Source organism: Curtobacterium sp. Csp1, assembly GCF_013347185.1.
This window is the reverse complement of record NZ_CP054594.1, coordinates 2,289,134-2,312,321: the sequence shown is the minus strand read 5'-3', so window position 1 is coordinate 2,312,321 and position 23,188 is coordinate 2,289,134. Positions and strand designations below refer to the sequence as shown.

At 73.2% G+C, this 23,188-nt stretch carries 23 protein-coding genes; 15 read left to right on the top strand and 8 right to left on the bottom strand.

Annotated features, from left to right (window positions below):
* The first annotated feature begins 40 nt into the window (after positions 1 to 40).
* The 3 genes from HUN58_RS11040 (at position 41) to HUN58_RS11030 (ending at position 2,477) form a co-directional block, all read left to right on the top strand.
* Complete coding sequence (locus tag HUN58_RS11040; protein WP_180224766.1) at positions 41 to 463, top strand: hypothetical protein; 423 nt, start codon at positions 41 to 43, stop codon at positions 461 to 463.
* A gap of 39 nt (positions 464 to 502) precedes the next feature.
* Positions 503 to 1,051: a dihydrofolate reductase family protein gene (locus HUN58_RS11035; protein WP_058743175.1), complete on the top strand. Its 549-nt coding sequence runs from the start codon at positions 503 to 505 to the stop codon at positions 1,049 to 1,051.
* A 94-nt stretch (positions 1,052 to 1,145) separates the two neighbouring features.
* On the top strand, positions 1,146 to 2,477 hold the full coding sequence (locus HUN58_RS11030) for an NAD(P)/FAD-dependent oxidoreductase (RefSeq protein WP_241490240.1): 1,332 nt from the start codon (positions 1,146 to 1,148) through the stop codon (positions 2,475 to 2,477).
* A gap of 35 nt (positions 2,478 to 2,512) precedes the next feature.
* On the opposite strand, the gene HUN58_RS11025 is transcribed toward HUN58_RS11030, so the two are convergent.
* The gene (locus tag HUN58_RS11025) at positions 2,513 to 3,415 is read right to left on the bottom strand and encodes an SDR family oxidoreductase (protein WP_180224765.1); all 903 of its coding nucleotides are present in this window, start codon (positions 3,413 to 3,415) and stop codon (positions 2,513 to 2,515) included.
* Between the two features lie 94 nt (positions 3,416 to 3,509).
* Between HUN58_RS11025 and HUN58_RS11020 the strand changes: the two genes are divergently transcribed.
* The 3 genes from HUN58_RS11020 (at position 3,510) to HUN58_RS11010 (ending at position 6,589) form a co-directional block, all read left to right on the top strand.
* Positions 3,510 to 4,082: a TetR/AcrR family transcriptional regulator gene (locus HUN58_RS11020; RefSeq protein ID WP_180224764.1), complete on the top strand. Its 573-nt coding sequence runs from the start codon at positions 3,510 to 3,512 to the stop codon at positions 4,080 to 4,082.
* A gap of 67 nt (positions 4,083 to 4,149) precedes the next feature.
* Positions 4,150 to 5,361, top strand: a complete 1,212-nt coding sequence (locus tag HUN58_RS11015; protein WP_180224763.1) for an acyltransferase — start codon at positions 4,150 to 4,152, stop codon at positions 5,359 to 5,361.
* A gap of 49 nt (positions 5,362 to 5,410) precedes the next feature.
* On the top strand, positions 5,411 to 6,589 hold the full coding sequence (locus tag HUN58_RS11010; protein WP_180224762.1) for an NAD(P)/FAD-dependent oxidoreductase: 1,179 nt from the start codon (positions 5,411 to 5,413) through the stop codon (positions 6,587 to 6,589).
* 74 nt (positions 6,590 to 6,663) lie between these two features.
* Here the strand turns inward: HUN58_RS11010 and HUN58_RS11005 are convergent, their stop codons facing one another.
* From HUN58_RS11005 to HUN58_RS10980, 6 genes are all read right to left on the bottom strand, one after another.
* Positions 6,664 to 7,545 carry a UbiA family prenyltransferase gene (locus HUN58_RS11005; protein WP_180224761.1) on the bottom strand — a complete coding sequence of 294 codons (882 nt, stop codon included), beginning with the start codon at positions 7,543 to 7,545 and terminating at the stop codon, positions 6,664 to 6,666.
* Positions 7,546 to 7,653: 108 nt separating this feature from the next.
* Entirely contained in the window at positions 7,654 to 8,874 is a 1,221-nt protein-coding gene (fdhA, locus tag HUN58_RS11000; RefSeq protein WP_114850556.1) for a formaldehyde dehydrogenase, glutathione-independent, read from the bottom strand.
* Between the two features lie 93 nt (positions 8,875 to 8,967).
* Positions 8,968 to 9,963, bottom strand: a complete 996-nt coding sequence (dhaK, locus tag HUN58_RS10995; protein ID WP_180224760.1) for a dihydroxyacetone kinase subunit DhaK — start codon at positions 9,961 to 9,963, stop codon at positions 8,968 to 8,970.
* An 83-nt stretch (positions 9,964 to 10,046) separates the two neighbouring features.
* The gene (gene dhaL / locus HUN58_RS10990) at positions 10,047 to 10,676 is read right to left on the bottom strand and encodes a dihydroxyacetone kinase subunit DhaL (protein ID WP_114850558.1); all 630 of its coding nucleotides are present in this window, start codon (positions 10,674 to 10,676) and stop codon (positions 10,047 to 10,049) included.
* Positions 10,673 to 11,455 carry an HAD-IA family hydrolase gene (locus HUN58_RS10985; RefSeq protein WP_114850559.1) on the bottom strand — a complete coding sequence of 261 codons (783 nt, stop codon included), beginning with the start codon at positions 11,453 to 11,455 and terminating at the stop codon, positions 10,673 to 10,675. The genes dhaL and HUN58_RS10985 overlap by 4 nt, the downstream gene beginning before the upstream one ends.
* Positions 11,452 to 12,315 (bottom strand): class II fructose-bisphosphate aldolase, encoded by an 864-nt coding sequence (locus HUN58_RS10980; protein ID WP_180224759.1) that lies wholly within the window; start codon positions 12,313 to 12,315, stop codon positions 11,452 to 11,454. Before HUN58_RS10980 ends, HUN58_RS10985 begins: the two co-directional genes overlap by 4 nt.
* A 142-nt stretch (positions 12,316 to 12,457) precedes the next feature.
* On the opposite strand from HUN58_RS10980, the gene HUN58_RS10975 reads away from it, so the two are divergent.
* Entirely contained in the window at positions 12,458 to 13,195 is a 738-nt protein-coding gene (locus HUN58_RS10975; RefSeq protein WP_058743185.1) for a GntR family transcriptional regulator, read from the top strand.
* Here HUN58_RS10975 and HUN58_RS10970 read toward each other — a convergent pair.
* Positions 13,180 to 14,112: a DMT family transporter gene (locus HUN58_RS10970; RefSeq protein ID WP_217488516.1), complete on the bottom strand. Its 933-nt coding sequence runs from the start codon at positions 14,110 to 14,112 to the stop codon at positions 13,180 to 13,182. The two genes, HUN58_RS10975 and HUN58_RS10970, sit on opposite strands and share 16 nt — an antisense overlap.
* A gap of 70 nt (positions 14,113 to 14,182) precedes the next feature.
* Here HUN58_RS10970 and HUN58_RS10965 point away from each other — a divergent pair, with 70 nt between their 5' ends.
* The 8 genes from HUN58_RS10965 to HUN58_RS10930 all read left to right on the top strand — a co-directional run bounded on the left by HUN58_RS10965 (position 14,183) and on the right by HUN58_RS10930 (position 22,934).
* A complete protein-coding gene (locus HUN58_RS10965; RefSeq protein ID WP_114850562.1) occupies positions 14,183 to 15,031 on the top strand; it encodes a LysR family transcriptional regulator in 849 nt (282 codons plus the stop codon).
* Positions 15,032 to 15,060: 29 nt separating this feature from the next.
* On the top strand, positions 15,061 to 15,873 hold the full coding sequence (locus HUN58_RS10960) for a fructosamine kinase family protein (protein ID WP_058743188.1): 813 nt from the start codon (positions 15,061 to 15,063) through the stop codon (positions 15,871 to 15,873).
* Positions 15,874 to 15,954: 81 nt separating this feature from the next.
* Positions 15,955 to 18,162, top strand: coding sequence for a glycosyltransferase family 39 protein (locus HUN58_RS10955; protein ID WP_180224757.1), 2,208 nt, complete (start codon positions 15,955 to 15,957; stop codon positions 18,160 to 18,162).
* 32 nt (positions 18,163 to 18,194) lie between these two features.
* Positions 18,195 to 18,917, top strand: coding sequence for a response regulator transcription factor (locus HUN58_RS10950; RefSeq protein WP_141862663.1), 723 nt, complete (start codon positions 18,195 to 18,197; stop codon positions 18,915 to 18,917).
* 74 nt (positions 18,918 to 18,991) lie between these two features.
* Positions 18,992 to 20,476 (top strand): cell wall metabolism sensor histidine kinase WalK, encoded by a 1,485-nt coding sequence (locus HUN58_RS10945; RefSeq protein WP_180224756.1) that lies wholly within the window; start codon positions 18,992 to 18,994, stop codon positions 20,474 to 20,476.
* Positions 20,477 to 20,575: 99 nt separating this feature from the next.
* Positions 20,576 to 20,851: a hypothetical protein gene (locus HUN58_RS10940; protein ID WP_180224755.1), complete on the top strand. Its 276-nt coding sequence runs from the start codon at positions 20,576 to 20,578 to the stop codon at positions 20,849 to 20,851.
* Between the two features lie 33 nt (positions 20,852 to 20,884).
* Positions 20,885 to 21,430, top strand: coding sequence for a hypothetical protein (locus tag HUN58_RS10935; protein ID WP_180224754.1), 546 nt, complete (start codon positions 20,885 to 20,887; stop codon positions 21,428 to 21,430).
* Between the two features lie 223 nt (positions 21,431 to 21,653).
* Positions 21,654 to 22,934 carry a glycosyltransferase gene (locus HUN58_RS10930; RefSeq protein WP_141862669.1) on the top strand — a complete coding sequence of 427 codons (1,281 nt, stop codon included), beginning with the start codon at positions 21,654 to 21,656 and terminating at the stop codon, positions 22,932 to 22,934.
* Positions 22,935 to 23,188 lie beyond the last annotated feature (254 nt).

The following is a 23,188-nucleotide window of genomic DNA, read 5'->3' as shown; positions in this document are numbered from 1 at the left end:
TCATCGGTTCCTCTTGGCCGAGCAGAGTGCACTGGCGCGCATGAGCGACCACTCCCCGAACACCGCACCGAGCCACGCGCCCGTCCCGCCGCACGGCTGGGGCGCGGCGCCCGCCGCCGGTCCGACCGCCACGCTCGACGGGCCGCCCGCCGCAACCGGCCAGCCCTCGTGGGCCGCGGCCCCGGTCGGTCCCGCCGCCTGGACCGGACAGCCGTCGGGGACCGCGGGGCGCACGCGTCCGAAGCCGCCGTGGTTCTGGCCCGTGGTGGCCGTGGCGGTCGGGCTCGGAGCCCTGCTCGCGGGCGGTGGCGTCGGGTACGCCGTCGGCCATGCCATCGGCGCGTCGCACTCGAGCTCCGTGACCGTCCCGGGTGGCGGGCGCGGCGGGTTCCCCGGGCAGGACGGGCAGAGCGGACAGCTGCCCGGCGGCGTGCAGGGCGGCGGGAGCGGCACGGGGAGTTGACCCTCGACGCCGGACGTGCCGGGCCCTAGGCTCCGGGTCATGCGCAAGGTGACCTCGGGGCTCTTCACGTCGGTCGACGGTGTCGTGCAGGACCCGTACACGTTCCAGTACGACTCCTTCGACGCGGAGCTCGGCACGGCGATGACGGCGTGGATGGACCGCACCGACACGGTCCTGCTCGGCAAGCAGAGCTACCTCGAGTGGTCCGAGTGGTGGCCGTCGCACGCCGACGACCCGTTCGGCCGCTGGATCAACCCGATCGAGAAGCACGTCGCCTCGACCACGCTCGGCCCGGACCTGACGTGGGAGAACGCGCACCTGATCCAGGGTGACGTCGACGCGTTCGTGCGCGAGCTCAAGGCCGGCGACGGCGGCGACGTCGCGGTGACGGGGAGCGTCACGCTCGTGCGGCACCTGCTGTTCGCGGGGCTGCTCGACGAGCTGCAGCTCATGACGCACCCGGCGATCGCGGGCGCCGGGCGGAAGCTGTTCGAGCCGACCGATCCGCCCACGCGGCTGCGCCTGGTGCAGAGCGTCGTGACGAGCAAGGGCAACGTGCTGAGCACGTACGCGCCGTTCGAGGCCTGACACCCCTCGAGACCGCAGGGCCGGTGGGACCGCTCCATCGGCACGGTGACGGGCGGGTGGACGGACACGGCTCCCGATCGGCGTACCCTTCTGGGTGGCCGTCGACCGCACCACCCTGGAGATCAGCATGTCCGAGGACACCCGCCCGCACGTCGTCATCGTCGGCGGAGGCTTCGCCGGCATCGCGGCGATGCGTGAACTCGCGGACGCACCGGTCCGGGTGACCCTCGTCGACCGCCACGTCTACAACATGTTCCAGCCGCTCATGTACCAGGTGGCGACGGGCGGCCTCAACGCCGGCGACGTGACGTACTTCCTGCGGAGCCTGCGCGCGAAGCAGTCGAACGCCGACTTCCGCCACGGGCTGCTCACCGGCATCGACGCCGAGCACCGCGTCGCCGAGATGTCCGACGGCGAGCACCTGCACTACGACTGGCTCATCCTGGCGAACGGCGTCAACACGAGCTACTTCGGCACCCCCGGCGCGTACGAGTACGCGTACTCGATGTACTCCCGCTCGCAGGCGCTCCGGATCCGCGACGAGCTGTTCACCCGGCTCGAGGAGGCCGCGGCGAACCAGGGCCCAGACGAGATCCGCGTGGTCATCGTCGGCGGCGGTGCGACGGGCGTCGAGATGGCCGGTGCCCTCGCGGAACTCCGCGACCAGGCACTCGAGGGCGCGTACCCCGAGCTCGACGAGGGCGCGATCACGATCACGCTCGTGCACCGCAGCGGCGAACTCCTCAAGCCGTTCGCCCCGCGCCTGCGCCGGTACGCGGCCAAGGTCCTGCGGAAGCGCGGCGTCGTGCTCCGGCTGGACACCGGGGTCGCCGAGGTCAAGCCCGACGGCGTCGTCACGGCCGACGGCGAGTTCATCCCCGCCTCCCAGGTGATCTGGGCGACCGGGGTCGCGGCCCACAAGGAGGTCTCGGGCTGGGGCTTGCCGCAGACCCACGGCGGGCGCATCCAGGTGAACGACGACCTCAGCGTGAAGGGCGTCGAGCGGATCTTCTCCGCCGGCGACATCGCCGCCCAGGACGACGCCCTCGCCCAGCTCGCCCAGCCGGCGCTGCAGGGTGGCCGCCATGTCGCCCGGCAGGTCGTCCGCCTGCTCGAGGGCAAGCAGACCGAGCACTTCAAGTACTTCGACAAGGGCACCATGGCGACGATCGGCACGAACGCCGCGGTCGCCCAGCTCCGCGGTGGCATCACGATGGTCGGCCCCGTCGCGTGGGCCGCCTGGGTGGCCGTGCACATCGCTTCGCTGCTCGGCAACGGCAACCGGCTGTCGACCCTGTCGCACTTCTTCGTCCGCTACCTGTGGTTCATGCGGAAGCGGTCCATCCCGATCGTCGGCGACGTCCGTCCGGTGCGCCCGAACGGGGACCGCGAGCCCGAGCCCTGGCAGATGCAGAAGGCCGAGTAGCCTCCCCCAGCCAGGGCGCCGGGCCCGCGAGCGGGTCAGCGCGCGACGTGCGCGTACGCCCCGGCGGCGATGTCCTCGAGCAGGGTCGGCCCGGTCGGGGTCCAGCCGAAGCGCTCCCGCGTGGCGTCGGCCGTCGCGGACATCTCGAGCGCGAAGAACCGCCCGATGAACCCGAAGTGCTCCTCGGCGTCCGCGGGGTCGATGCTCGTCACCGGGAGCCCGAGGGCGTCGCCGATCGCCTGCGCGATGTCCCGGATCGGGACACCCGTCTCGGCGACGGCGTGCAACCGCGTGCCAGCCGGGGCGTCCTCGAGCCCGAGGCGCACGAGCCGCGCGGCGTCGTCCACGTGCACGGCGGCCCACCGGTTCGTGCCCTCCCCCAGGTAGCCGGACACCCCGGTCCGGACGGCTGCGGCGACGATCGCGGCGATGAAGCCGTGGTCGCCGACGCCGTGCGTGGTCGGGCTGAAGCGCGCGCTGACAGCCCGGACACCGTCCGCCGTGAAGTCGAACGCGCGGTTCTCGCTGCCGCCGCGCATGCTGTCCGGGCCGACGAACGGCGAGGGGTCCTGCTCGGTGGCCGGTCGCCCGGGGGCCAGGCCGGCCACCCCGGAGGCCACCACGAGCGGACGGTCGGAACCGGCCAGGGCGCTCCCGAGCGTCTCGACGGCGGCCCGCTCGCTCGCGTTCGTGGCAGCCGGGTTGTCCCAGTCGTGCTTGTTCGCGAGGTGCAGGACGCCATCGGCGCCCGCCGCCCCGCGGCGCAGGGCGTCGAGGTCGTCCAGGTCGCCGCGCAGGACGGCGGCACCGCGGGACTCGAGTGCGGCGGCGGACGCATCGGACCGGGCGAGCCCGGTGACGGTGTGCCCGGTGGCGAGGAGCTCGTCGACGGTGTGGGAGCCGATCCAGCCGGAGGCCCCGGTGACGAACACGTGCATGAGTGCTTCCCTTCACAGGGTCCGTGGCGCGATGTCACGGACTGACATAACCGTAGCACTCGATGTCAGCCACTGTCATCAGTAGACTGCGTCCATGGCTCGTTGGCAACCCGGCACCCGCGAACGCCTGCAGTCGACCGCACTCCGGCTCTTCGCCGAGCAGGGCTACGACGAGACGACCGTCTCGCAGATCGCCGCGGCCGCCGACGTCACCGAGCGCACCTTCTTCCGGCACTTCGCGGACAAGCCCGAGGTCCTGTTCGCCGGCCGGACCGACTTCACGGCGATGTTCACCACCCCGGTCGAGCAGGCCCCGGACGGCACTCCCGCGTTCGACCTGGTCCGGCGGGCGCTGGACTCGGCCGCAGACTTCTTCCCCGAGGACCGTCGCTCGTGGTCCCGGTCGCGGCAGGCCGTGATCGACGCCGTCCCCGCCCTCGAGGAGCGCGAACTCGGCAAGCTCGCGAACCTGAAGGTCCGTCTGGGCGACACCCTGCGGGCGCACGGGATCGACGAGCCCCTCGCCACGATCGCCGCCGAGACGGCGGTCACCGTGTTCCACCTGGCGTTCACGCAGTGGATCGCCGAACCCGAGGAACGCGACTTCCGCACCCTGGTCGAGGAGCGGCTCGCGGCGCTGACCGCGCTCGTGCACCCCGGTCACTGAGGGTCCTCTTACCTGCGTGGAGCACGCTGGTCGTCACCCGGAAGACCGATCCTCGCAGGGAGGACCCGTGACGACGAACACGCTCGCCCCCGAGCACTCCAGCACGACCGGCCGCGCCACCGCGGCCGGTCGAGGGACCGGTGCTGCCCGGACGACGCCGCCACCGCCCCTGACGAACCGGGCGCCGGCACTCGACGGCCTCCGCACGATCGCGATCCTCGCGGTGATCCTGTACCACCTGCACGTCCCGCAGTTCCAGGGCGGCTTCATCGGCGTCACCGTGTTCTTCGCCCTGTCCGGGTTCCTCATCACGACGCTGCTGCTCGGCGAGCACCGGAAGACCGGCCGCATCCGCCTCGGCTCGTTCTGGTGGAAGCGCCTGCTCCGGTTGTACCCGGCGCTCCTCGCCCTCGTGGCCGTCGGACTGCTGCTGTGGAACTGGGTCGGCGACTACAAGGGTGCGTCGTTCGGCCCGGGCGAGGCCGCGTTCATCGCCCTCACCTACACGGGCAACCTGTTCCGCTCGTTCTGGGACACCACGCAGGGCGTCTTCGCGCACACGTGGAGCCTGTCCATGGAGGAGCAGTTCTACCTGGTGTGGCCGCCCGTGCTCGTGCTGCTCTTCGTGGTGCGCGCTCGACGTCGGTGGCTGATGGCCGGCCTCGGTGCGGTCATCGTGGGCTGCTCGATCGCCGCCGGGCTCGTCTACCAGACCCCCAACGGCGGGTCGACGCCGGACGTGTACTTCTCCCCCGTGCTCGGCGTCGTGCCGCTCGCGACGGGCTGCCTGCTCGCCCTGCTCCTCGACGACGTGCGCGTCCGCACGTGGGCGGCCGGGGTCGCCGGGCACGTCGCGAGCTGGGCGGGCCTGGCGCTCCTCGTCGGCATCCTGCTCTGGATCGGCGACGACTGGACGCAGCACGCGTGGACCTTCGGCGTCGTCCTGCCCCTGACCGGGGTCGTGTCGTCGGTGCTCATCGCCGGGCTCGTCTCGGTCCGGTCACCGCTCTCCGCCGCGCTCGCCTGGACGCCGGTGTCGTGGTTCGGCCGCCGCGTCTCGTACTCGGCGTACCTCTGGCACCCGCTCGTGATCGCCCTGCTCGACCCCTTCGCGATCGGGCCGTGGGGCACGGTGTGGCTCATCGCGGTCGCGCTGCTCGTGGCCGTCGGCGCTGCCTACGCGGTCGAGGTCCCGGTCGAGAAGGCGCGCAAGCGCGTCCGCGAAGCACGGTCCCTCGTCGCCGCCGACCGGGCCGAGCGCGCGAGCGTCACGAACTGACCACCGCGCGGCTGGCAGCCGCCGCACCGCCCGTCCGTAGGCTCGGCGCGTGACCTCCGACCCGACCGACGTCCTCGTGGTGGGCGGCGGCCCGGTCGGCCTCCTCGCCGCCGTACTGCTCGCCGCCGAGGGCGTCGACGTGCGCGTCTGGGAACGCCGGAACACGGCGCCGACGGGCTCGCGGGCGATCGGCATCCACCCGCCCTCGCTCGCGGTGTTCGACCGGGTCGGGCTCGCCGGTCCCGTCCTGGCCGAGGCGGTCCCCGTCCGCCGCGGGGTCGCGACGAGCCGCGGCCGCACCCTCGGGACGCTGTCGTTCGAGCACGTCTCGGACCCGTTCCCGTTCGTCGCCGCGCTCGACCAGCACCGCACCGAGACACTCCTGCGTGAGCGGCTCGCGGCCCTCGCCCCGGTCGCCCTCCGTACCGGCACCACGGTCACCGCGCTCGACCCGGAGCGCGGCCACGTCGCCGTGTCCGGCACCGGTCCGGACGGCGCACCGGTGCACGTCCGGGCACGGTTCGTCGTCGGCGCGGACGGTGCCAGGAGCACCGTGCGCGACCTGCTCGGCATCCGCACCACCGGCCGGACCTACCGCGAGCACTACGTGATGGGCGACTTCGCGGACACCGGCGACACCCCGGCGGACACCGCGGTCGTCGACGTCGGACCCGGCGGCGTCCTCGAGTCCTTCCCGCTGCCCGGCGGTCGCCGTCGCGCCGTCGCGCTCGTCACCGGCCCGGCCACGCGACCGCCCGGCACCGACGGGACGGAGGCGGGGCGCGCCTCCCGGCTGGCCGCGCTCGTCCGCGAGCGCACCGGCACGTCGCCCGACCCGGCGACCTGCTCGATGGTGAGTGCGTTCCGGACCCGGCGGCGGACCGCCGACCGGGTGGGCGTCGGGCGCGTCGTGCTGGTCGGCGACGCCGCGCACGAGATCAGCCCGATCGGCGGGCAGGGCATGAACCTCGGGTGGCTCGACGTCGCGGCGCTCGCGCCGCTCCTGGCCGACGCGGTCCGCTCCGGTGACGCGGGTCCGTGGCCCGCGTACGCGGCGACCCGGCAGGCGGCCGCGGCGCGCGCCGCGCGGCAGGCGGAGGCGAACGCGGCACTGGGTCGCCCGGCTCGCGGTGCGCTGCTGGTCGGACGGGAGGCACTGCTCCGGTCCGTCCTGGCACTCCCGTCCGCCAGGTGGCTGGCCTCGACGTACGCCATGGGGTGGGCCTGACCGCGTCGCGCCCGCCAGGCGGCTCGACTCTGCCCACGGACGGTACGCGATGGGGTGGGCCTGACCGGGTCGGCTCAGGCGACGAGTCGGGCGCCGGCGACGCCGAGCTCGACCACGAGGACGAGGGACGACGCGATCACCAGCCGGAACAGGGCGCGGGTCGGTCGCCCCACCAGGACGAGCCGGACCCCGACCACCGCGAGCACCACCACCACGAGCGCCCCGACGACCGCGAGGACCGCCGCCGCGCCGCGAGCCGGGTCGGCTCCGGCCAGCTGCCCGCCGAGCACGAGCCCCGCGGCGACGACGAGCGACCCGAACGCGAGGACACCGGCACCGCGCAGGCCGAGGCGGTGCGGGAAGCCCCGGACACCCGTGGCCGCGTCGTCGAGCAGGTCGGGGAGGACGTTCGTGCAGTGGATCGCGATGCCGAACACCGCCCCGGTCGCGATCGCCCACCAGGCCGGCCAGGCGCCACCGCCGGCGGCGACCGCGACGACCGGCAGCAGTCCGAAGGCAACCAGGAACGGTGCGACGGACCAGGCCGTGCGCTTGAGCCCCGCGTCGTAGGCCCACCCCGCGGCGACGAGCACGAGGTGCGCGACGGCCGCGACCGGACCGAGGAACACGCTCGCGAGCACCGCGACCGCGGCCGTGACGAACGCGGCGGTCCGGACGGTCGAGGCTGCGACGAGGCCCCGTGCAACGGGCTTGTCGGAGCGGCCGACGGCCCGGTCGCGGTCCGCGTCGATCCAGTCGTTCGCCAGGCCGATCGACAGCTGCCCCGCCACCACGGCGAGCGCGACGAGCAGCACGGTGCCGAGCGGGTGCCCGACCGCGACGGCGATCACCGTGGCGAGGACCGTGACGGTGACGGTCGGCCCGGGGTGCGAGGACGCGAACAGCAGCCGCAGGGTCGACGGTCGGCTGGCCCGGGGTCGGTGCGGTGCGTCCACACGGGCGAGCGTACGGACGGACGGCTGCACGCGGTCGGGCCCGGATGACGGACGGCCCCTGCGCCGCCGCCGGGTGTCGACGGTGCAGGGGCCGGTGGGACCGCCGGGTCAGGCCGCGGGGATGAGGCCGTTCGGGTTGAGGACGTACTTCGTCGCCGCGCCCTTGTCGAACTCCTCGTAGCCACGCGGGGCCTCGTCGAGGCCGATCGGCTTCGCGTTCACGTTCTTCGCGATGCTCGTTCGGTCGTGCAGGATCGCCATCATCAGCTGCCGGTTGTACTTCATGACCGGGCACTGCCCCGTCGTGAAGGACAGCGACTTCGCCCAGCCGGTGCCGAGGCTGAGCGACAGGGCACCCTTCTTGGCGGCCTCGTCGACGCCGCCCGGGTCACCCGTGACGTAGAGCCCGGGGATGCCCAGGGCGCCACCGGCTGCCGTGATGTCCATGAGCGAGTTGAGGACCGTCGCCGGCGCCTCTTCCCCGGATCCGGAGCCGTGCCCCTTGGCCTCGAAGCCGACGGCGTCGATGCCGCAGTCGACGAGCGGTTCGCCGAGGATCTGGTCGATCTGCTCGGCGGGGTCGCCCTTCGTCAGGTCGACGGTCTCGCAGCCGAAGCTCCGAGCCTGGGCCAGACGGTCGGCGTTCATGTCGCCGACGATCACCACGCTGGCACCGAGCAGCATCGCCCCGGTCGCGGCCGCGAGTCCGACCGGCCCGGCGCCGGCGACGTACACCGTCGAACCGACCTCGACGCCGGCGGTGACCGCACCGTGGAAGCCGGTCGGGAAGATGTCGGAGAGCATCGCGAGGTCGAGGATCTTCTCGAGCGCCTGGTCGCGGTCCGGGAACTTCAGCAGGTTCCAGTCGGCGTACGGCACGAGGACGTACTCGGCCTGTCCACCGACCCAGCCGCCCATGTCGACGTAGCCGTACGCGCTGCCCGGGCGGTCCGGATTGACGTTGAGGCAGATGCCGGTCTTCCGCTCCTTGCAGTTCCGACAGCGACCGCACGCGATGTTGAACGGGACCGAGACGATGTCGCCGACCTTGATGAACTCGACGTCCGAGCCCACCTCGACGACCTCGCCGGTGATCTCGTGACCGAGGACGAGGTCGCTCGGCGCGGTGGTGCGGCCGCGGACCATGTGCTGGTCGCTGCCGCAGATGTTCGTCGCCACCGTACGGAGGATCGCCCCGTGGTTGACCTTGCGCCCGACGTTCGCCGGGTTCACACCGGGTCCGTCCTTGAGCTCGAACGTCGGGTAGTCGGTCTCGATGACCTCGACCTTGCCCGGCCCCTTGTACGCGACTGCGTGGTTGCTCGCCATGTGATCCTCCTCGATCGTCGGCGTCGGGACACCCGCGGTCGCGGGCGTCCTGTGTGGGAGCCGTCGGCGGGCGGGGTGGTGCCCGCCGACGGGTCAGAACGTGCGGATCGGGATCTCGGCGGGGGCGGCGAGGAGCTCCTTGACCTCGTCGTCGAGCTTCACGAGCGTGATCGAGGCGCCGGCCATGTCGAGCGAGGTGCAGTACTCGCCGACGTAGCTCCGCACGGGGGTGATGCCCTGCGCGACGAGCTTCTCGTGCGCGATCCCGTAGAGCAGGTAGAGCTCGCTGATCGGGGTGCCGCCGAGTCCGTTCACCATGAGCGCGACCTCGTCGCCGTCGGAGAAGGGCAGGTCGGACACGATCGGGTCGAGCAGGATGTCGACGATCTCGTCCGCCGGGACGATCTTCTGCCGTGCGCGTCCGGGTTCACCGTGGATGCCGACGCCGACCTCGATCTCGTCGTCGCCGAGTTCGAACAGCGGCGAGCCCTTGGCGGGCGGGGTGCACGCCGTGAGGGCGACGCCCATGGTCCGGGTCACCGAGTTGACCTTCTTCCCGACCCGGACGACCTCGTCGAGGTCGGCGCCGGCCTCGGCCGCGGCGCCGACCGCCTTGATCACGAAGAAGTTCCCGGCGACGCCACGACGGCCGATCGTGTACGTGGAGTCCTTCACGGCGACGTCGTCGTCGATGAACAGGGTCGCGACCGTGATGCCCTCGGCCTCGGCGAACTCCTCCGCCATCTCGAAGGCCATCTTGTCGCCCGTGTAGTTGTTGACCAGCAGGAGCACGCCCTTGGGGCTGTTCACCCGGCGGGCGGCCTCGATGACGTAGTCGGTCGGCGGCGCGGCGAACACGTCCCCGGGGCAGGCCGCGTCGAGCATGCCCTTGCCGACGACCATGACGTGCGCGGGCTCGTGCCCGGAGCCGGACCCCTGGACGATCGAGACCTTGTCGTCGCGCGGGGCGTCGGCGCGGACGATCAGGTTCGCCTTCGGGTCGTAGGTCAGGGTGTCGGAGTTGGCGAGGGCCAGACCCTTCAGCATGTCCGGGACGAACTGCTTCGGGTCGTTGACGAACTTCTTCACTGCGGTTGCCTCACTTCATCGTGGTGGTCGGGTACTGCGAAGGGTCGTGCTGGTGGGGGCGGATCGGATCTGGTCGGCTCGCGTCACCACTCGTCGGCGATGCGCTCCGCGAGCACCGCGACGGCGACCGCGCCGGGGTCGGGCGAGCCGATGCTGCGCTCCCCCGTGTACGACGCACGCCCACGGCGGGCCTCGAGCGCCGAGGTCTCGTCCGCTGCCTGGCGTGCGACCTCGGCGGCGTGTCGGGCGATCGCGGCGCCGTCCCGGCCGTCCGCCGCGTCGGACTCGATCGCGTCGGTCATCGGGACGATCGCGTCGAGGAGCGTCTTGTCGCCGAGGTCGGCGCCACCGCGCTTCTTGATCCCCTCGACCGCGGCGCGGAGCATCGCCACGACGTCCTCTGCGGTCAGGTCGTCCTTGCCCTTGACGACCCCGGCCGCCCGCAGGAACGCGGTGCCCCAGATCGGACCGGACGTCCCGCCGATGCGGCTGCTCATCGTCATCGCGACCTGCTGCAGGAAGGTCCCCGGGTCCGACCGGTCGTAGTCGTCGAACCCGGCGAGCACGTTCTCGAACCCGCGGGCGAGGGAGTAGCCGAAGTCGCCGTCGCCGGCCACCGCGTCGAGGTCGCAGAAGTACCGCTCGTTCTCGACGCAGGTGCTCGCGATGAGCCGCACGGTGGACTCGAGGTGGGTGGTGGCTTCGGTGGTCATCGTCGTCCTCCGGTCGGGAGCTGGGTGAGGGTGTCGAGGGTCACCTGTCCGGGCACCGCGACGTGGTGGGGGTCCGCGAGCACGTGTGCCGGCTCGTCGGGCAGGTCGCCGAGCCGGTCGACCACGAGCGCCGCGCCGGTGAAGTCCTCGTCGGCCGTGTAGCTGCTGACGGTGACGACCGTGGTGAGTCCGGCGCCGAGCGCTGCCCGGAGCCCGTTCGCGCTGTCCTCGACGACGACCGCATCTGCCGCGGTGACGCCGAGCTCGCGGAGCGCCAGCTCGTACACGTCGGGCGCGGGCTTCTTGCGCGGGACGACGTCGCCCGCGAAGACCGCGAACCAGTCGGCGGCGTCCTCGCCCACGGCGTGCTCGAGCACCGCGCGGACCGACGCCTCGGCCGAGGTCGAGGCCACCGCGAGCAGCCAGCCCGCGTCGTGTGCCTCGTGCACGATCCTGGCGATGCCGGGCCGCCCGGGCATCACCCCCTCGCGGACCATCGCGGTGTACCGCCGGGTCTTCTCGGCGTGCCACTCGGCCACCAGGGCCCGCTGTTCCTCGGGATCGGTCGGCAGGCCGGCGCGCTCGACGAACTCCGGCGTCAACAGGGACGCCAGCCGCTCCTTCCCGCCGCCGATCCTGAGCACCTCGGCGTAGTCGTCCTGGCTCCACCGGACCGGCAGGTCGAAGTGCTCGAACGTCTGGTTGAACGCCGGCAGGTGCCCGTCGCGCTCGGTGTCGGCGAGCACGCCGTCGCAGTCGAAGACGAGCGCGCGGGTCACGACCGACCGGCCTTGCCGTCCGCGCCGAACCACGTGACGTGCTCGGCGATGACGTCGGTGACGGCGGACTCGATCGCGGTGACGAGCTTCGGCGGGTCCCAGCTGTCCGTCGCCCGTGCCTGTTCGAGGTGCTCGAGCGAGGCGCGCATGTACGCGTGCTTCACCGCTGTCGAGATGTTGATCTTCGACACCCCGGCGTCGATGAACGACCGGAAGTCGTCGCGGCTCAGCCCCGTGCCGCCGTGGAGCACGATCGGCCGGTCGGTCAGGGCGGCGAGCTCGGCGGCGCGCTCGGGCAGCAGCACCGGGTCCGCCTTGTACAGTCCGTGGCTCGTGCCCAGCTGCGGCGCGAGCAGGTCGCTGTCGGTCCGCTCGGCGACCTCCGCCAGTTGCTCGACCGAGTACGCGTGCCGGGACTCGTCGCTGCCCACGCCGTCCTCGACCCCGAGGATGTTCTCGATCTCCGACTCGACGTCCACCCCGGCGGCGTGCGCCGCGGCGGTGACCTCGGCGGTCTCGCGGACCGCGTCGTCGAACCCGCGGTCGGACGCGTCGAAGAGCACGCTGGACCACCCCGCGGCGATGACGTCGTCGAGCACCGCCCGGTCCGGACAGTGGTCGAGGTGCAGCGCGACCGGCACCGGGACGTCCCGGGTGAGCGCGCGGAACAGGTCGGTGGTGAAAACGGTTCCGGAGGCCTTCACGGTCTTCACGGAGATCTGCACGACGAGCGGCGCCCCGGTCCGGACCGCCGCGGCGATCACCGCCCGCATGCTCAGCTCGTCGAACACGTTCACGGCCGGTACCGCGTACCCGCCGTCCCGCGCGGTCCTGGTCAACGTCCTGGTGGACACGTCCATGCCTGGGTCCCCTCTTGCGTCGCTGCGTCGTGGGATGTCGCCGTCAGCGTCGACGACTGCTCGGACTGTACCTGTCTAGACCGGACTCGACAAGTATCATGAGCGGTTACCGGACGACCGTCCGGCCGGCAGGAGGTGGATCGTGGTCGACGAGGTGGACCGCGACTCCGCCGTGCCCATCTACCAGCAGCTCGAGGACATCTTCACGGCGAAGATCGCGAGCGGCGAGTGGGCGCCGAGCCAACGGATCCCGTCCGAGAACGAGTTGAACCGGCACTACGGGACCAGCCGGATGACGGTGCGCGGCGTCCTGACGAAGCTGACCACTGACGGCGTGCTCCACCGGGTCCCCGGCAAGGGCACGTTCGTCGCGCCCGAGAAGATCAGCGCGGTCTCCCCGGCGTACCGCGGCATCCGCGAGCAGCTCGAGGTGCTCGGCTACGACATCACCACGACGCTCGTGTCGATCGACCGGGCCCCGGCGCCAGCCCGCATCCGGGACCGCCTGGGCCTCGGCCGCACCGACGACGTCTTCGCGATCGTCCGGCTGCGGTCCGTCGACGGCAAGCCCCTCAGCGTGCACCGGTCGTTCGTCCCGGCGGCCCTCGCGCCCACCCTCGACGCGCTGGACGTCGTCGAGGAGCAGCTCTGCGTCGTGCTCGAGGACGCCTTCGGCCTGGCGATGCACGACGTCGCGGAGGGGCTCGAGGCCGTCGCCGTGGCCGAGGCCGACGCCGGGCTGCTCGGCCTGCGTCGGGGCGACCCGGCGCTGCAGCTCACCGACGTCATCGCCGACCGGGCCGGGACGACGTTCGAGTACTCGACGATCGTGTTCCGTGGCGACCGGATGCGGCTGCAGTTCGACTACACGCGCCCCTGACCGGCACCGGCCGGGGCCACGGCGGACCTCCGGCGCCTCCGGACGGCCAGCCGTCCCGACGCCAGCGCGATCCCCGCGAGCACGACGACTCCGCCGACGGGCTCGTTCCACCGCAGCGGCTCACCGAGCACGAGCACGCCGAGCGCGACCCCGACCACCGGGGTCAGGTACGTCACGGTCGACGCCCGACCGGCACCCCACGCGCCGACCAGGCGCGTGTTCCACGCGTAGGCCAGCCCTGTGCCGACCGCACCGAGCGCGACCATCGCGGCCACGATCCTCCAGTCCAGCTGCACCGGACCCGTCGCGACGACGGGCGCGACCAGCAGCATGAGCAACGCCGCCAGGGTGAGCTGCACCGTCGCGACGGTCGTCGGGTCCTGCCCGCTGCCGACGCCGAAGCGGCGGAGCCACGCCAGGCCGACGCCGTAGGACGCGGTCATCCCGAGCAGGGCGACCTGTCCCGGGACGGTCGCGAGCACCGCGGGGTCCCCCACCAGGCTCCACGGGCCGACCAGGACGAGCACGCCGACGATCCCGAGCACGACGCCGCCGACCTGCCGACGCGACAGGCGTTCGCTCGGCACCAGGACGGCCAGCGCGAGCAGCGTCATGATCGGCGTCGTCGCGTTGTAGATGCTCGCGAGCCCCGACGGCACGGTCTGCTCCGCCCAGGCCATCAGCGACGACGGCACCGCGTTGAGGAACACCGCGACGACGAGCAGGTGCCCCCACACCCGGCGTTCCCGCGGCCACCGACGCCGCGTGACGAGCAGCACGACCACGAGCGTCAGGGCGCCGAGCACGGTCCGCACGGTCGCGACCTGCTGCGGGGCGAGCCCCTCGAGCCCGATCTTCGCGAAGAAGAAGCTGGACCCCCAGGTGAGGGCGACGAGCACGTAGAGGAGGGCGTTCACGAGGGGTAGCATCGAGCACCGCGGCGCATGTGTCGAACGAATGTGCTGCATGGGCCCATGAAGGAAGCGCATGACCGTCTCGATCCCGCAGCTCCGTGCATTCGTCGCGACCGTCGACGCCGGGTCGTTCACCGGTGCCGCGACCGCGCTCGGCGTCGGGCAGTCCGCCGTCTCGCACGCCGTCGCGGGACTCGAGCGCGAGGTCGGCGGGAGCGTGCTGCGCCGCAGCGCGGCGACCGCGCCCACCCCGCTCGGGGACCGGCTGCTGGCCCACGCCCGCAGCGTGCTCGCCTCGGTCGACGCCCTGGAGGCGGTGGTCCGGCCCGCCACGGACCGCGGCACGGTCCGGTTGGCCGCCGTGCCGACGGTCTGCCAGGGGCTGCTCCCCCGGCTGCGTGAACTGTGGGCGGTGACGCTGCCGGGTGTCGACGTGCAGGTCTACGAGGGGGACGACGACGAGATGCCCGAGTGGCTCGAGGGCGGGACGGTGGACGCCGCGGTGCTCGTCGACCCGTCCCCGGTGCCGGCCGGCGGCGTGGTGGTCGCGCGGGACGAGATGGCCGCCGTCGTGCGCCGTGACCACCCGCTCGCCGGGACCGAGCAGCTGACGCTCGACGACCTGCACGACGACGGGCTGGTCGCGGGCGGCGGTGGGTGCGAGCACCAGATCCAGCGGATGCACGAACTGGCCGGGCAGCCGTTCCGCTGGGCGCACCGGGTCCGCGAGATGAGCACGATGTTCGGGATGATCCAGCGCGGGGAGGGGGTGTCGATCGTGCCGTCGCTCGGGCGCGTGATGCTGCCCGCCGACCTCGTGATGCTGCCGGTCGAGCCGCGGTACGTGCGGACGCTGGTGCTGAGCGGGCCGTCGTCGCGGCCGTGGCACCCGTTGGCGCAGGCACTGGTGGACTCGGTGTGACGCCCAGCCGCCGTAGGCAGGATGGACACGTGCCCGACACCCACGTGAAGACCTTCACCGACCCGGACGAGGCTACCGCCGAGGCCGCCGGCCTGCGCTGGCTCGCCGAGGCCGAGGACACCGGCGGCACCCGCACCGCCCGGGTCCTCGCGCACCCGTCCTCCACGGTCCTGCACCTCGAGCGCATCAGCGACGGCGCCCCGACCCGGGCCCAGGCCGAGCGCTTCGGCCGGTCGCTCGCGCACACCCACGCCGCCGGTGCCGCGCACTGGGGAGCGCCGTCCCCCGGGTTCCCGGCGAGCGCGGGGCTGCGGATGGGGCGCTCGCGCACGCCGTTCACCGCCGCGGCGGACGCACCGGCGACGTGGGGCGCGTTCTTCGCCGAGTACCGGATCCGCGACTTCGTGCAGCGGATCGTCGACCGGGGCGGCTTCGACGGTGCCGAGGCAGCGGTGTTCGACCGGGTCGCCGACCGGCTGGAGGACGGTTCGCTCGGGTCGCCGCAGCCCGCGCTCGTCGGGGACGGACCCGCCCGGGTGCACGGGGACCTGTGGGCCGGGAACGTCCTCTGGCCGACGGACAGCTCGGAGCCGACCGGCGCGGTGCTCATCGACGCGACGCCGCACGGCGGGCACGCGGAGACCGACCTCGCGCTGCTGGGGCTGTTCGGGCTCGCGCGGCTCGAGACGGTGCTGGCCGCGTACGACGAGGAGTCCCGGCTCGCCGACGGCTGGCAGGAGCGGGTCGAGCTGCACCAGCTCGCACCGCTGCTGCTCCACGTGTACCTGTTCGGCGGGTCGTACACGGCCGCAGCCCTGCGCGCCGCGCGTCGCTACGCCTGACCCTCACCCCACCGACGGGTCTTAGGGAGCGCCAAGGCAGCGCATCGGGTCGCACGGGGAACGCCGGGGAGGCTCACCGGCATGACCACGTACCCGACCCCCGTGACCGACCGTCCGGGCCACGCACGTCCCGGCGGGACCACCGCCGCGCGGGACCGGCGTCGACCGCCGCTCGTCCGCCTGTTCGCCGGCGAGCGCGAGGACGCCCGCTGGCTCCGGCCGGCGTTCTGGGCCCTCCTCGTCCTGACCGCCGTCGTGTACTGCTGGGACCTCAGCGTCTCCGGGTACGCGAACAGCTTCTACGCCGCTGCCGTGCAGGCCGGTACGAAGTCGTGGGAGGCGTTCTTCTTCGGCTCGCTCGACTCGTCGAACTTCATCACCGTCGACAAGCCCCCGGCCTCGCTCTGGGTGATGGTGCTGTCCGCGCGGCTGTTCGGCTTCTCGTCGACGAGCCTGCTGCTGCCCCAAGCGCTCATGGCCGTCGCCTCGGTCGCCCTCGTGTGGGGCACCGTGCGACGGACCATCGCCCGCCTCGGCACGACCACCGCGAACGTCGGTGCGCTCCTCGCCGGGTTCGTCGTCGCGGCGACCCCGGCGGCGGCGCTGATGTTCCGCTTCGACAACCCGGACGCGCTGCTCGTCCTGCTCATGACCGCGGGTGCGTACTGCACCGTCCGCGCCCTGCCCCGGGGCAGCTGGCGGTGGATCGCCCTCGCGGGGGTCGCCCTCGGCTTCGCGTTCCTGACGAAGATGCTGCAGGGCCTGCTCGTCCTGCCGGTCTTCGGGCTGGTGTACCTGGTCGCCGCCCGCACGTCGTGGGGGAAGCGCGCGATCGGCCTCGGCATCGCGGCGGTGTCCCTCGTCGTGTCCGCCGGCTGGTGGGTCGTCGCCGTGGCGCTCTGGCCCGCCGAGTCCCGCCCGTACATCGGCGGATCGACGGACAACACCGTCCTCGACCTCGTCTTCGGGTACAACGGCCTCGGCCGGATCTTCGGCGGCTCGGGCAACGGCGGCGGTGGCGGCGGGACGGGCGGCGGCACCGCGGGGTCGTCGTTCGGCGGCTCGACCGGCCTGGACCGTCTCTTCTCGTCCGAGATGGGGCTCGAGATCTCGTGGCTCCTGCCCGCCGCACTCGTCGCGCTCGTCCTCGGCCTGGTGGTCGTCGGCCGTCGGCACCTCGCCGATCCCGCCCGCGCCGGCCTGGTGCTGTGGGGTGGCTGGCTGCTCGTCACCGGGCTCGTCTTCTCGTTCATGTCCGGCACGATCCACCCGTACTACACGGTGGCCCTCGCCCCGGCGATCGCCGGTCTCGTCGGCACCGGCGGCGCCCTGCTCTGGCACGCCCGCGAGCGCGTCACCGGTCGCCTCGGCCTCGCCGCGATGGTCGGCGGGACCGCGTTCTGGAGCTGGTGCCTGCTGAACGAGGACCCCACCTGGCTCCCCTGGCTGCGCTGGGTGGTGCTGTTCGGCGGACTCCTCGCCGCGGCCGCGATCGTGGTCGGCAGCGTGCCGACCCTCCGCCGCCTGGTCGCCGTGGGCGTCCTCGCCGGCACGCTGTTCGGCCTGACCGGCACCACCGCCTACGCCCTCGTCACGACCACCGTCGCGCACTCCGGGTCGATCCCGAGCGTCGGTCCGGCGGGCAGCAGCTCCGGTGGGTTCGGTGGCAGTCCCGGTGGTGGCGGCATGCCGGGAGGCACGGCAGGCCCCGGCGGATCGGCCGCCGGTTCCGAGACCGACGGGTCCGACGGCGCGGGCAGCTCCGGCACACAGCAGGGTCCCGGTGGCCAGCCGCCGACCGGCGCGATGCCGACGATGCCCGGCGGCGCGACCGGCGAGGGCACGTCCGGCCAGGGCGCCAGCGGCGAGGGCACCACCGGCGAGGGCACGAGCGACCAGGGCACCACCGGCGAGGACGGCCGGACGGGCGGCGGCACGGGCGGCGAGGGGGCGACGACCTCCGCGGCGCTCACGAAGCTCCTCGCGGCGACGGACACGACGTGGTCCGCCGCGGTGAACGGTTCCCAGTCGGCCGCGCAGCTCGAACTCGACTCCGACACCGCGGTGATGGCGATCGGCGGCTGGTCGAGCGACCCGACCCCGACCCTCGCCGAGTTCGAGGCGCTCGTCGCCGAGGGCAAGGTCAGCTACTACATCAGCTCGGGGAGCCGCGGCGGGATGGGCGGCGGCTCGTCCACCGCATCGGCGATCCAGGAGTGGGTGGCGGCGAACTACGACAGCACCACCGTCGGCGGGTCGACGGTCTACGACCTGACCACCGCGAAGTGATGCACGACGAGGGCCCGGATAGGCTCGCCGACATGGCCGACCGAGCACTGCGGCGGACCGACGGCTCACCCGTCCGGGTCCTCGTCGTCGACGACGAGCACGCGCTCGCCGAGGCCGTCGCCCTCGCGTTCACGGGCGACGGCTGGGCCGTGCGCACCGTGCACCGGGGCCGCGACGTGCTCTTCGCCGCCCGGGAGTTCCTGCCGGACGTGGTCGTGCTCGACGTGATGCTGCCGGACATCGACGGGTTCGAGGTCCTCGAGCGCCTCCGCGACGGCCGGGACCCGGTCCGCGTGCTGTTCCTCACCGCGCGGGACGCCCCCGAGGACCGGCTCGCCGGGCTGACGGGCGGCGGCGACGACTACCTGACCAAGCCCTTCGGCATCGACGAGCTGCTGGTCCGGGCGCGCATCCTCGCCCGCACCGCACCCCAGGTCGTCGCGGCGCCCGGCTCGTCGGCGGTCGTCGTCGGCGACCTCCGGCTCGACGAGGAGGACCGCTCCGTCCGCCGCGGGGACGAACCGGTCGACCTCACGCCGACCGAGTACGAGCTGCTCCGGTACCTCGCCCGCAACGCGAACCGGGTGCTCTCCCGCGAGCAGATCCTGGCGAGCGTCTGGGGCATGGACTTCGGCACGTCCTCGAACCTGGTCGACATGTACGTCTCGTACCTGCGGAAGAAGCTCGACGCCGGACGCGAGCCGATGCTGCAGACGATCCGCGGGGCCGGCTACGTGCTTCGGCCGACGACGTGAGCGGTCCCGCGGAGCCGACCCGTGCCTCCCGGCCGGTCCGCACTCCGTCGCTGCGGTGGCGGATCGTGGGGGCCGTGGCGCTCCTGCTCGTCGTGACGAACGTCGTCGTCGGCGCGGTCACCGTCGTCGCCTACCGGGAGTACCTGGTCGGGCGGCTCGACGCCGAGCTGGCGACGGCCGCGGGGCGGACGCCCGGCGGCCGCGACGGCGAGCGGCCGAGCGGACCGCCGCCGGGGTCGGACGGGACGTCGTCGGCACGGCCCGACCCGGACAACACCTTCATCGGCGCGCCCGGGCAGGCGGCCGACACGGTGGTGGCGATCTTCCGGGACGGGGACGCCGTGCTGGCGGGGTACACCGACGACGAGGGGCGGCAGCACTCGCTGACCACCGCGCAGCGACGACAGCTCGCCACCGTGGCGGCCGACGGCGAGCCCGTGACGGTGACGCTCGGGTCGCTCGGCTCGTACCGGGCGCAGGCGGTCGGCGACGACGGCGACGTGTTCGTGACCGCCCTGCCGCTCGGGAACCTCGACGCCGGCATCGTGCGACTGGTCGTCGTGGTCGGGAGCGTCACGCTCCTCGCGCTGGTCGTCGCCACCTGGGCGCTGACCCTGACGATCCGTCGGTCGCTGCGCCCGCTCGAGCGCGTGGCGTCGGTCGCGTCGAGCGTCACCGACCTGGACCTCGAGCGCGGGGACCCGGACATCGCGGCCCGCGTCGCGCCGGCGGACCTCGTCGTGAACCGCGAGGTCGGACAGGTCGGCTCGGCCCTGAACCGGCTGCTCGGGCACGTCGCCCGGGCACTGACCGTCCGACGGGACGCCGAGCGCGGGATGCGGACCTTCGTCGCCGACGCCTCGCACGAGCTGCGCACGCCGATCGCCACCGTCCGGGCCTACGCCGAACTGTCCCGGACCACCGACGACATCGACGACCTGCACCGCAACGTCGACCGGATCGGCCGCGAGGCCCGGCGCATGGGCGACCTCGTCGAGGAGCTCCTGCTGCTCGCCCGGCTGGACGCGACCGCGCTGGCCGCCGGACCTGACCCCGTGCGCGAGGTCGTCGACCTGACCGCGACGGTCGTCGAGGCCACCGTGGACGCCCGGGCCACGGCGCCGGGACACCGGTGGACGCTGCAGCTCGCGGACGACCACCCGGTCGCGGTGTCCGGCGACCCCGGGCAGCTGCGGCGCGTGGTGACGAACCTGCTGTCGAACGCGCGGACGCACACCCCCGAGGGCACGACGGTGGTGGTCTCGCTCCAGCAGGTCGCGCTGCAGCAGGACTCGCTGCAGCACGACTCCGGCGGCGTTCCGCTCGTGCGGCTCGTGGTCGCGAACGACGGGCCGCCGATCGACGCGGACGTCCTGCCGACGCTGTTCGACCGGTTCACCCGGGGGTCGGCGTCCCGGACGCGGGAGCACGGGACGAGCGGCCTCGGGCTCGCGATCGTGCGCGCGGTGGTCGAGGCGCACGGCGGCACGGTGCGGGTCGTCTCCGAGCCGGGGCGCACGGCGTTCACGGTGGAGCTGCCGGTCCGCCCCCCGTCCTGACCGATCCGGTCGTCCGTCCGGCGCCCCGACCGTCCGGTCGTCCGTTCCGGTCCGCCGCTCCGGCGGGTACGCTGCGGGCACGAGCGGAGGGCGGACGCGATGGAGAACCGGTACGGCCACCTGCCGGAGCACCCCCGGCCGGAGGACCTCGTCGTCGAGGTCCCGGCGTTCGAGGACGACCGCCCGCAGCCCGATCCGGAGCCGCCCGCCGGCGCTCCCGAGCTCGTCGCGGCGACGCGCTTCGCGCAGGCCTCGCACGAGCCACCGACCATCCGCCGGACCCAGATGCGCGCGGGCGCCTGGATCGCGGGCGTCCCGATCGCGGCGCTCGCGGTCGTCGCGGTGGTGCAGGTGCTGCTCGGCCTCGGCGACTGACCTGGCTGCGACTGATATGTAGAGTGGTGCGCCATGGGGGCGCGCGGTGGTCGAGAGCGGACCTTCTTCGTCGACGAGTCGAAGACGAACGACTACCTCCTCGTCGCGGTGGGCGTCGCACGGTCCGACCTCGAGCCCTGCCGCCGGGCACTGCGCGCACTGGTCCTCCGCGGACAGTCGAGGCTCCACATGCGCAAGGAGAGCGATCCGCGTCGGCGGCGGATCCTGACGACGGTCCTCGAGCTCCCGATCAGCGACGTGGTCATCGTCCGCGCCCCGAAGGACGGGCGGACCGATGTCGAGCGACGAGCGGCCTGCATCCGACGACTCGTGGGGATCGCCGCAGACGGACCGGCCACGCTCTGCTTCGAGCTGGACGAGACGCTCCTCCGACGGGACCGGCAGCTCCTGGTCGAGAGCAACCGACGACTCTCGCCGAGCTCGCAGGTCCACCACCGGCACGACTCCGCGGCGCACGAGCCGTTGCTGGCCGCGCCGGACGCCATCGCGTGGGCATGGGCGAAGGGCGGCGACTGGCGCCGCCGATGCGGCGGAGGGATCGCGGTCGAACCGGCCTGACCCGAACAGCCCTGAACGCGAACAGCCCCGGACAGCGCGAGACCCGAGCGCCCAACCGTCCGGATGGGTCTCGGGTCCACTTCTCGGAGCTCAACGCCGCGAGCTCAGCCAGGCTAGCAGTGACTCCCGCGATGTGCCACGAGCGGAGGGCCCTCGCCCCTTCTTACGCGCGGCACAGGGTGCTGCTGCGGTCCGCATCGGAGCGCTGCCGAGCCTGATCGGCATGACGGACTCGGACCAGACCCTCGACATCGACATAGTGGTGCCCTGCCACGACGAGCAGGACACGCTCGCCGCACACGTCCGGCGCCTGCACCAGTTCTGCCGGACCTCGTTGCAGCACTCGTGGCGGATCACGATCGCGGACAACGCCTCGACCGACGACACCGCGCGCATCGCCGACGACCTCGCGGCCATGCTGCCCGAGGTGCACGCGGTGCACCTGGCCCGTAAGGGACGTGGGCGCGCGCTCAAGGCGGTGTGGGGCGACTCCCCCGCCGCGGTGCTCGTGTACGTGGACGAGGACCTGTCGACGGACCTCGCGGCACTCGAGCCCCTCGTCGCGCCGCTGCTGTCCGGCCACTCCGACGTGGCGATCGGCACGCGGCTGGTCGGGTCCTCCCGCGTGGTCCGGGGCGGCAAGCGCGAGTTCATCTCCCGCTCGTACAACCTGCTCCTCCGCAGCACCATGGGGGTCTCGTTCTCCGACGCGCAGTGCGGGTTCAAGGCCGTCACCCGAGAGGCCGCGGAGCACCTGCTGCCGCTCTGCGAGGACGACGCCTGGTTCTTCGACACCGAGCTGCTCGTGCTGGCGGAGCACGCGGGGCTGCGCATCCACGAGGTCCCCGTCGACTGGGTGGACGACGTGAACTCCTCGGTGCACATCGCCTCGACCGCGACCGAGGACCTCAAGGGCATGTGGCGGGTCTCGCGTGGCCTGGCCACCGGACGCATCCCGATCGCCCCGGTGTACGACGCGATCGGCCGGCGTCCGTTCAGCACGCCGCACGTGGGGATCCTCGGACAGGTGCTGCGGTTCGGCACGATCGGGGTCCTCTCCACGCTGGCCTTCGCGCTGCTGTACGCGCTGTTCCGCCCGGCGATCGGCGCGCAGACCGCGGACTTCCTGGCGCTCCTGGTGACGGCGATCGGCAACACCGCGCTCAACCGGCGGTTCACGTTCGGCGTGCGCGGCCGTGCCGGTGCCGGTCGACACCACGTGCAGGGGCTCGTCGTGTTCGGGATCGCCTGGGCGATCACGTCCGGGTCGCTCGTGGTGCTGCACGCGACGACGCCCGGCGCGTCGCACGGGGCCGAGGTGCTCGTGCTCACGGGGGCGAACCTCGTCGCGACCGGGGTCCGGTTCGTGCTCTTCAAGGCGTGGGTGTTCCGCACGCGGCGTCGCCCCGTGCTCGTGCGGCCGGGCGACGCACCCGCGCCCGCGCCCGCAGCCGCTCCCGCAACCGGCGACGAGCGGCAGGTCGTGGAGGAACGCACGAACTGACCGTCCCGCCCGCGGAACGCAGGCGTCGGCGGTTCCTCGCAGCGGTATGTCGCTGCGAGGAACCGCCGACGTTGCGTCTTGCGGAACCGGAAGCGGAACCGGCACCAGCACCGGCCGGCAGCAGCACCCAGCCGGCCGCCGCCCGCCCGCCGGACCCGACCCGTGCCTCCCGTCCGGTCGGTCTGTTGCGTGCGCGGTATACCAACCCGTAGCATCGCCCTACCGCACCACCCCACAGGGCCCGGCCACCATCC

Excerpts from the sequence above, each read along its gene's own strand:
- HUN58_RS11025 (WP_180224765.1), bottom strand. The coding sequence starts at position 3,415 with ATGCACGTGTTCGTCACCGGGGCCTCCGGCTGGATCGGCTCCCACACC.
- HUN58_RS10935 (WP_180224754.1), top strand. The coding sequence starts at position 20,885 with ATGGGGGCGCGCGGTGGTCGAGAGCGGACCTTCTTCGTCGACGAGTCG.
- HUN58_RS10955 (WP_180224757.1), top strand. The coding sequence starts at position 15,955 with ATGACCACGTACCCGACCCCCGTGACCGACCGTCCGGGCCACGCACGT.
- HUN58_RS10950 (WP_141862663.1), top strand. The coding sequence starts at position 18,195 with ATGGCCGACCGAGCACTGCGGCGGACCGACGGCTCACCCGTCCGGGTC.
- HUN58_RS11035 (WP_058743175.1), top strand. The coding sequence starts at position 503 with ATGCGCAAGGTGACCTCGGGGCTCTTCACGTCGGTCGACGGTGTCGTG.
- HUN58_RS10980 (WP_180224759.1), bottom strand. The coding sequence starts at position 12,315 with ATGGACGTGTCCACCAGGACGTTGACCAGGACCGCGCGGGACGGCGGG.
- HUN58_RS10940 (WP_180224755.1), top strand. The coding sequence starts at position 20,576 with ATGGAGAACCGGTACGGCCACCTGCCGGAGCACCCCCGGCCGGAGGAC.
- HUN58_RS10930 (WP_141862669.1), top strand. The coding sequence starts at position 21,654 with ATGACGGACTCGGACCAGACCCTCGACATCGACATAGTGGTGCCCTGC.
- fdhA (WP_114850556.1), bottom strand. The coding sequence starts at position 8,874 with ATGGCGAGCAACCACGCAGTCGCGTACAAGGGGCCGGGCAAGGTCGAG.
- HUN58_RS11040 (WP_180224766.1), top strand. The coding sequence starts at position 41 with ATGAGCGACCACTCCCCGAACACCGCACCGAGCCACGCGCCCGTCCCG.
- HUN58_RS11020 (WP_180224764.1), top strand. The coding sequence starts at position 3,510 with ATGGCTCGTTGGCAACCCGGCACCCGCGAACGCCTGCAGTCGACCGCA.
- dhaL (WP_114850558.1), bottom strand. The coding sequence starts at position 10,676 with ATGACCACCGAAGCCACCACCCACCTCGAGTCCACCGTGCGGCTCATC.
- HUN58_RS10965 (WP_114850562.1), top strand. The coding sequence starts at position 14,183 with ATGACCGTCTCGATCCCGCAGCTCCGTGCATTCGTCGCGACCGTCGAC.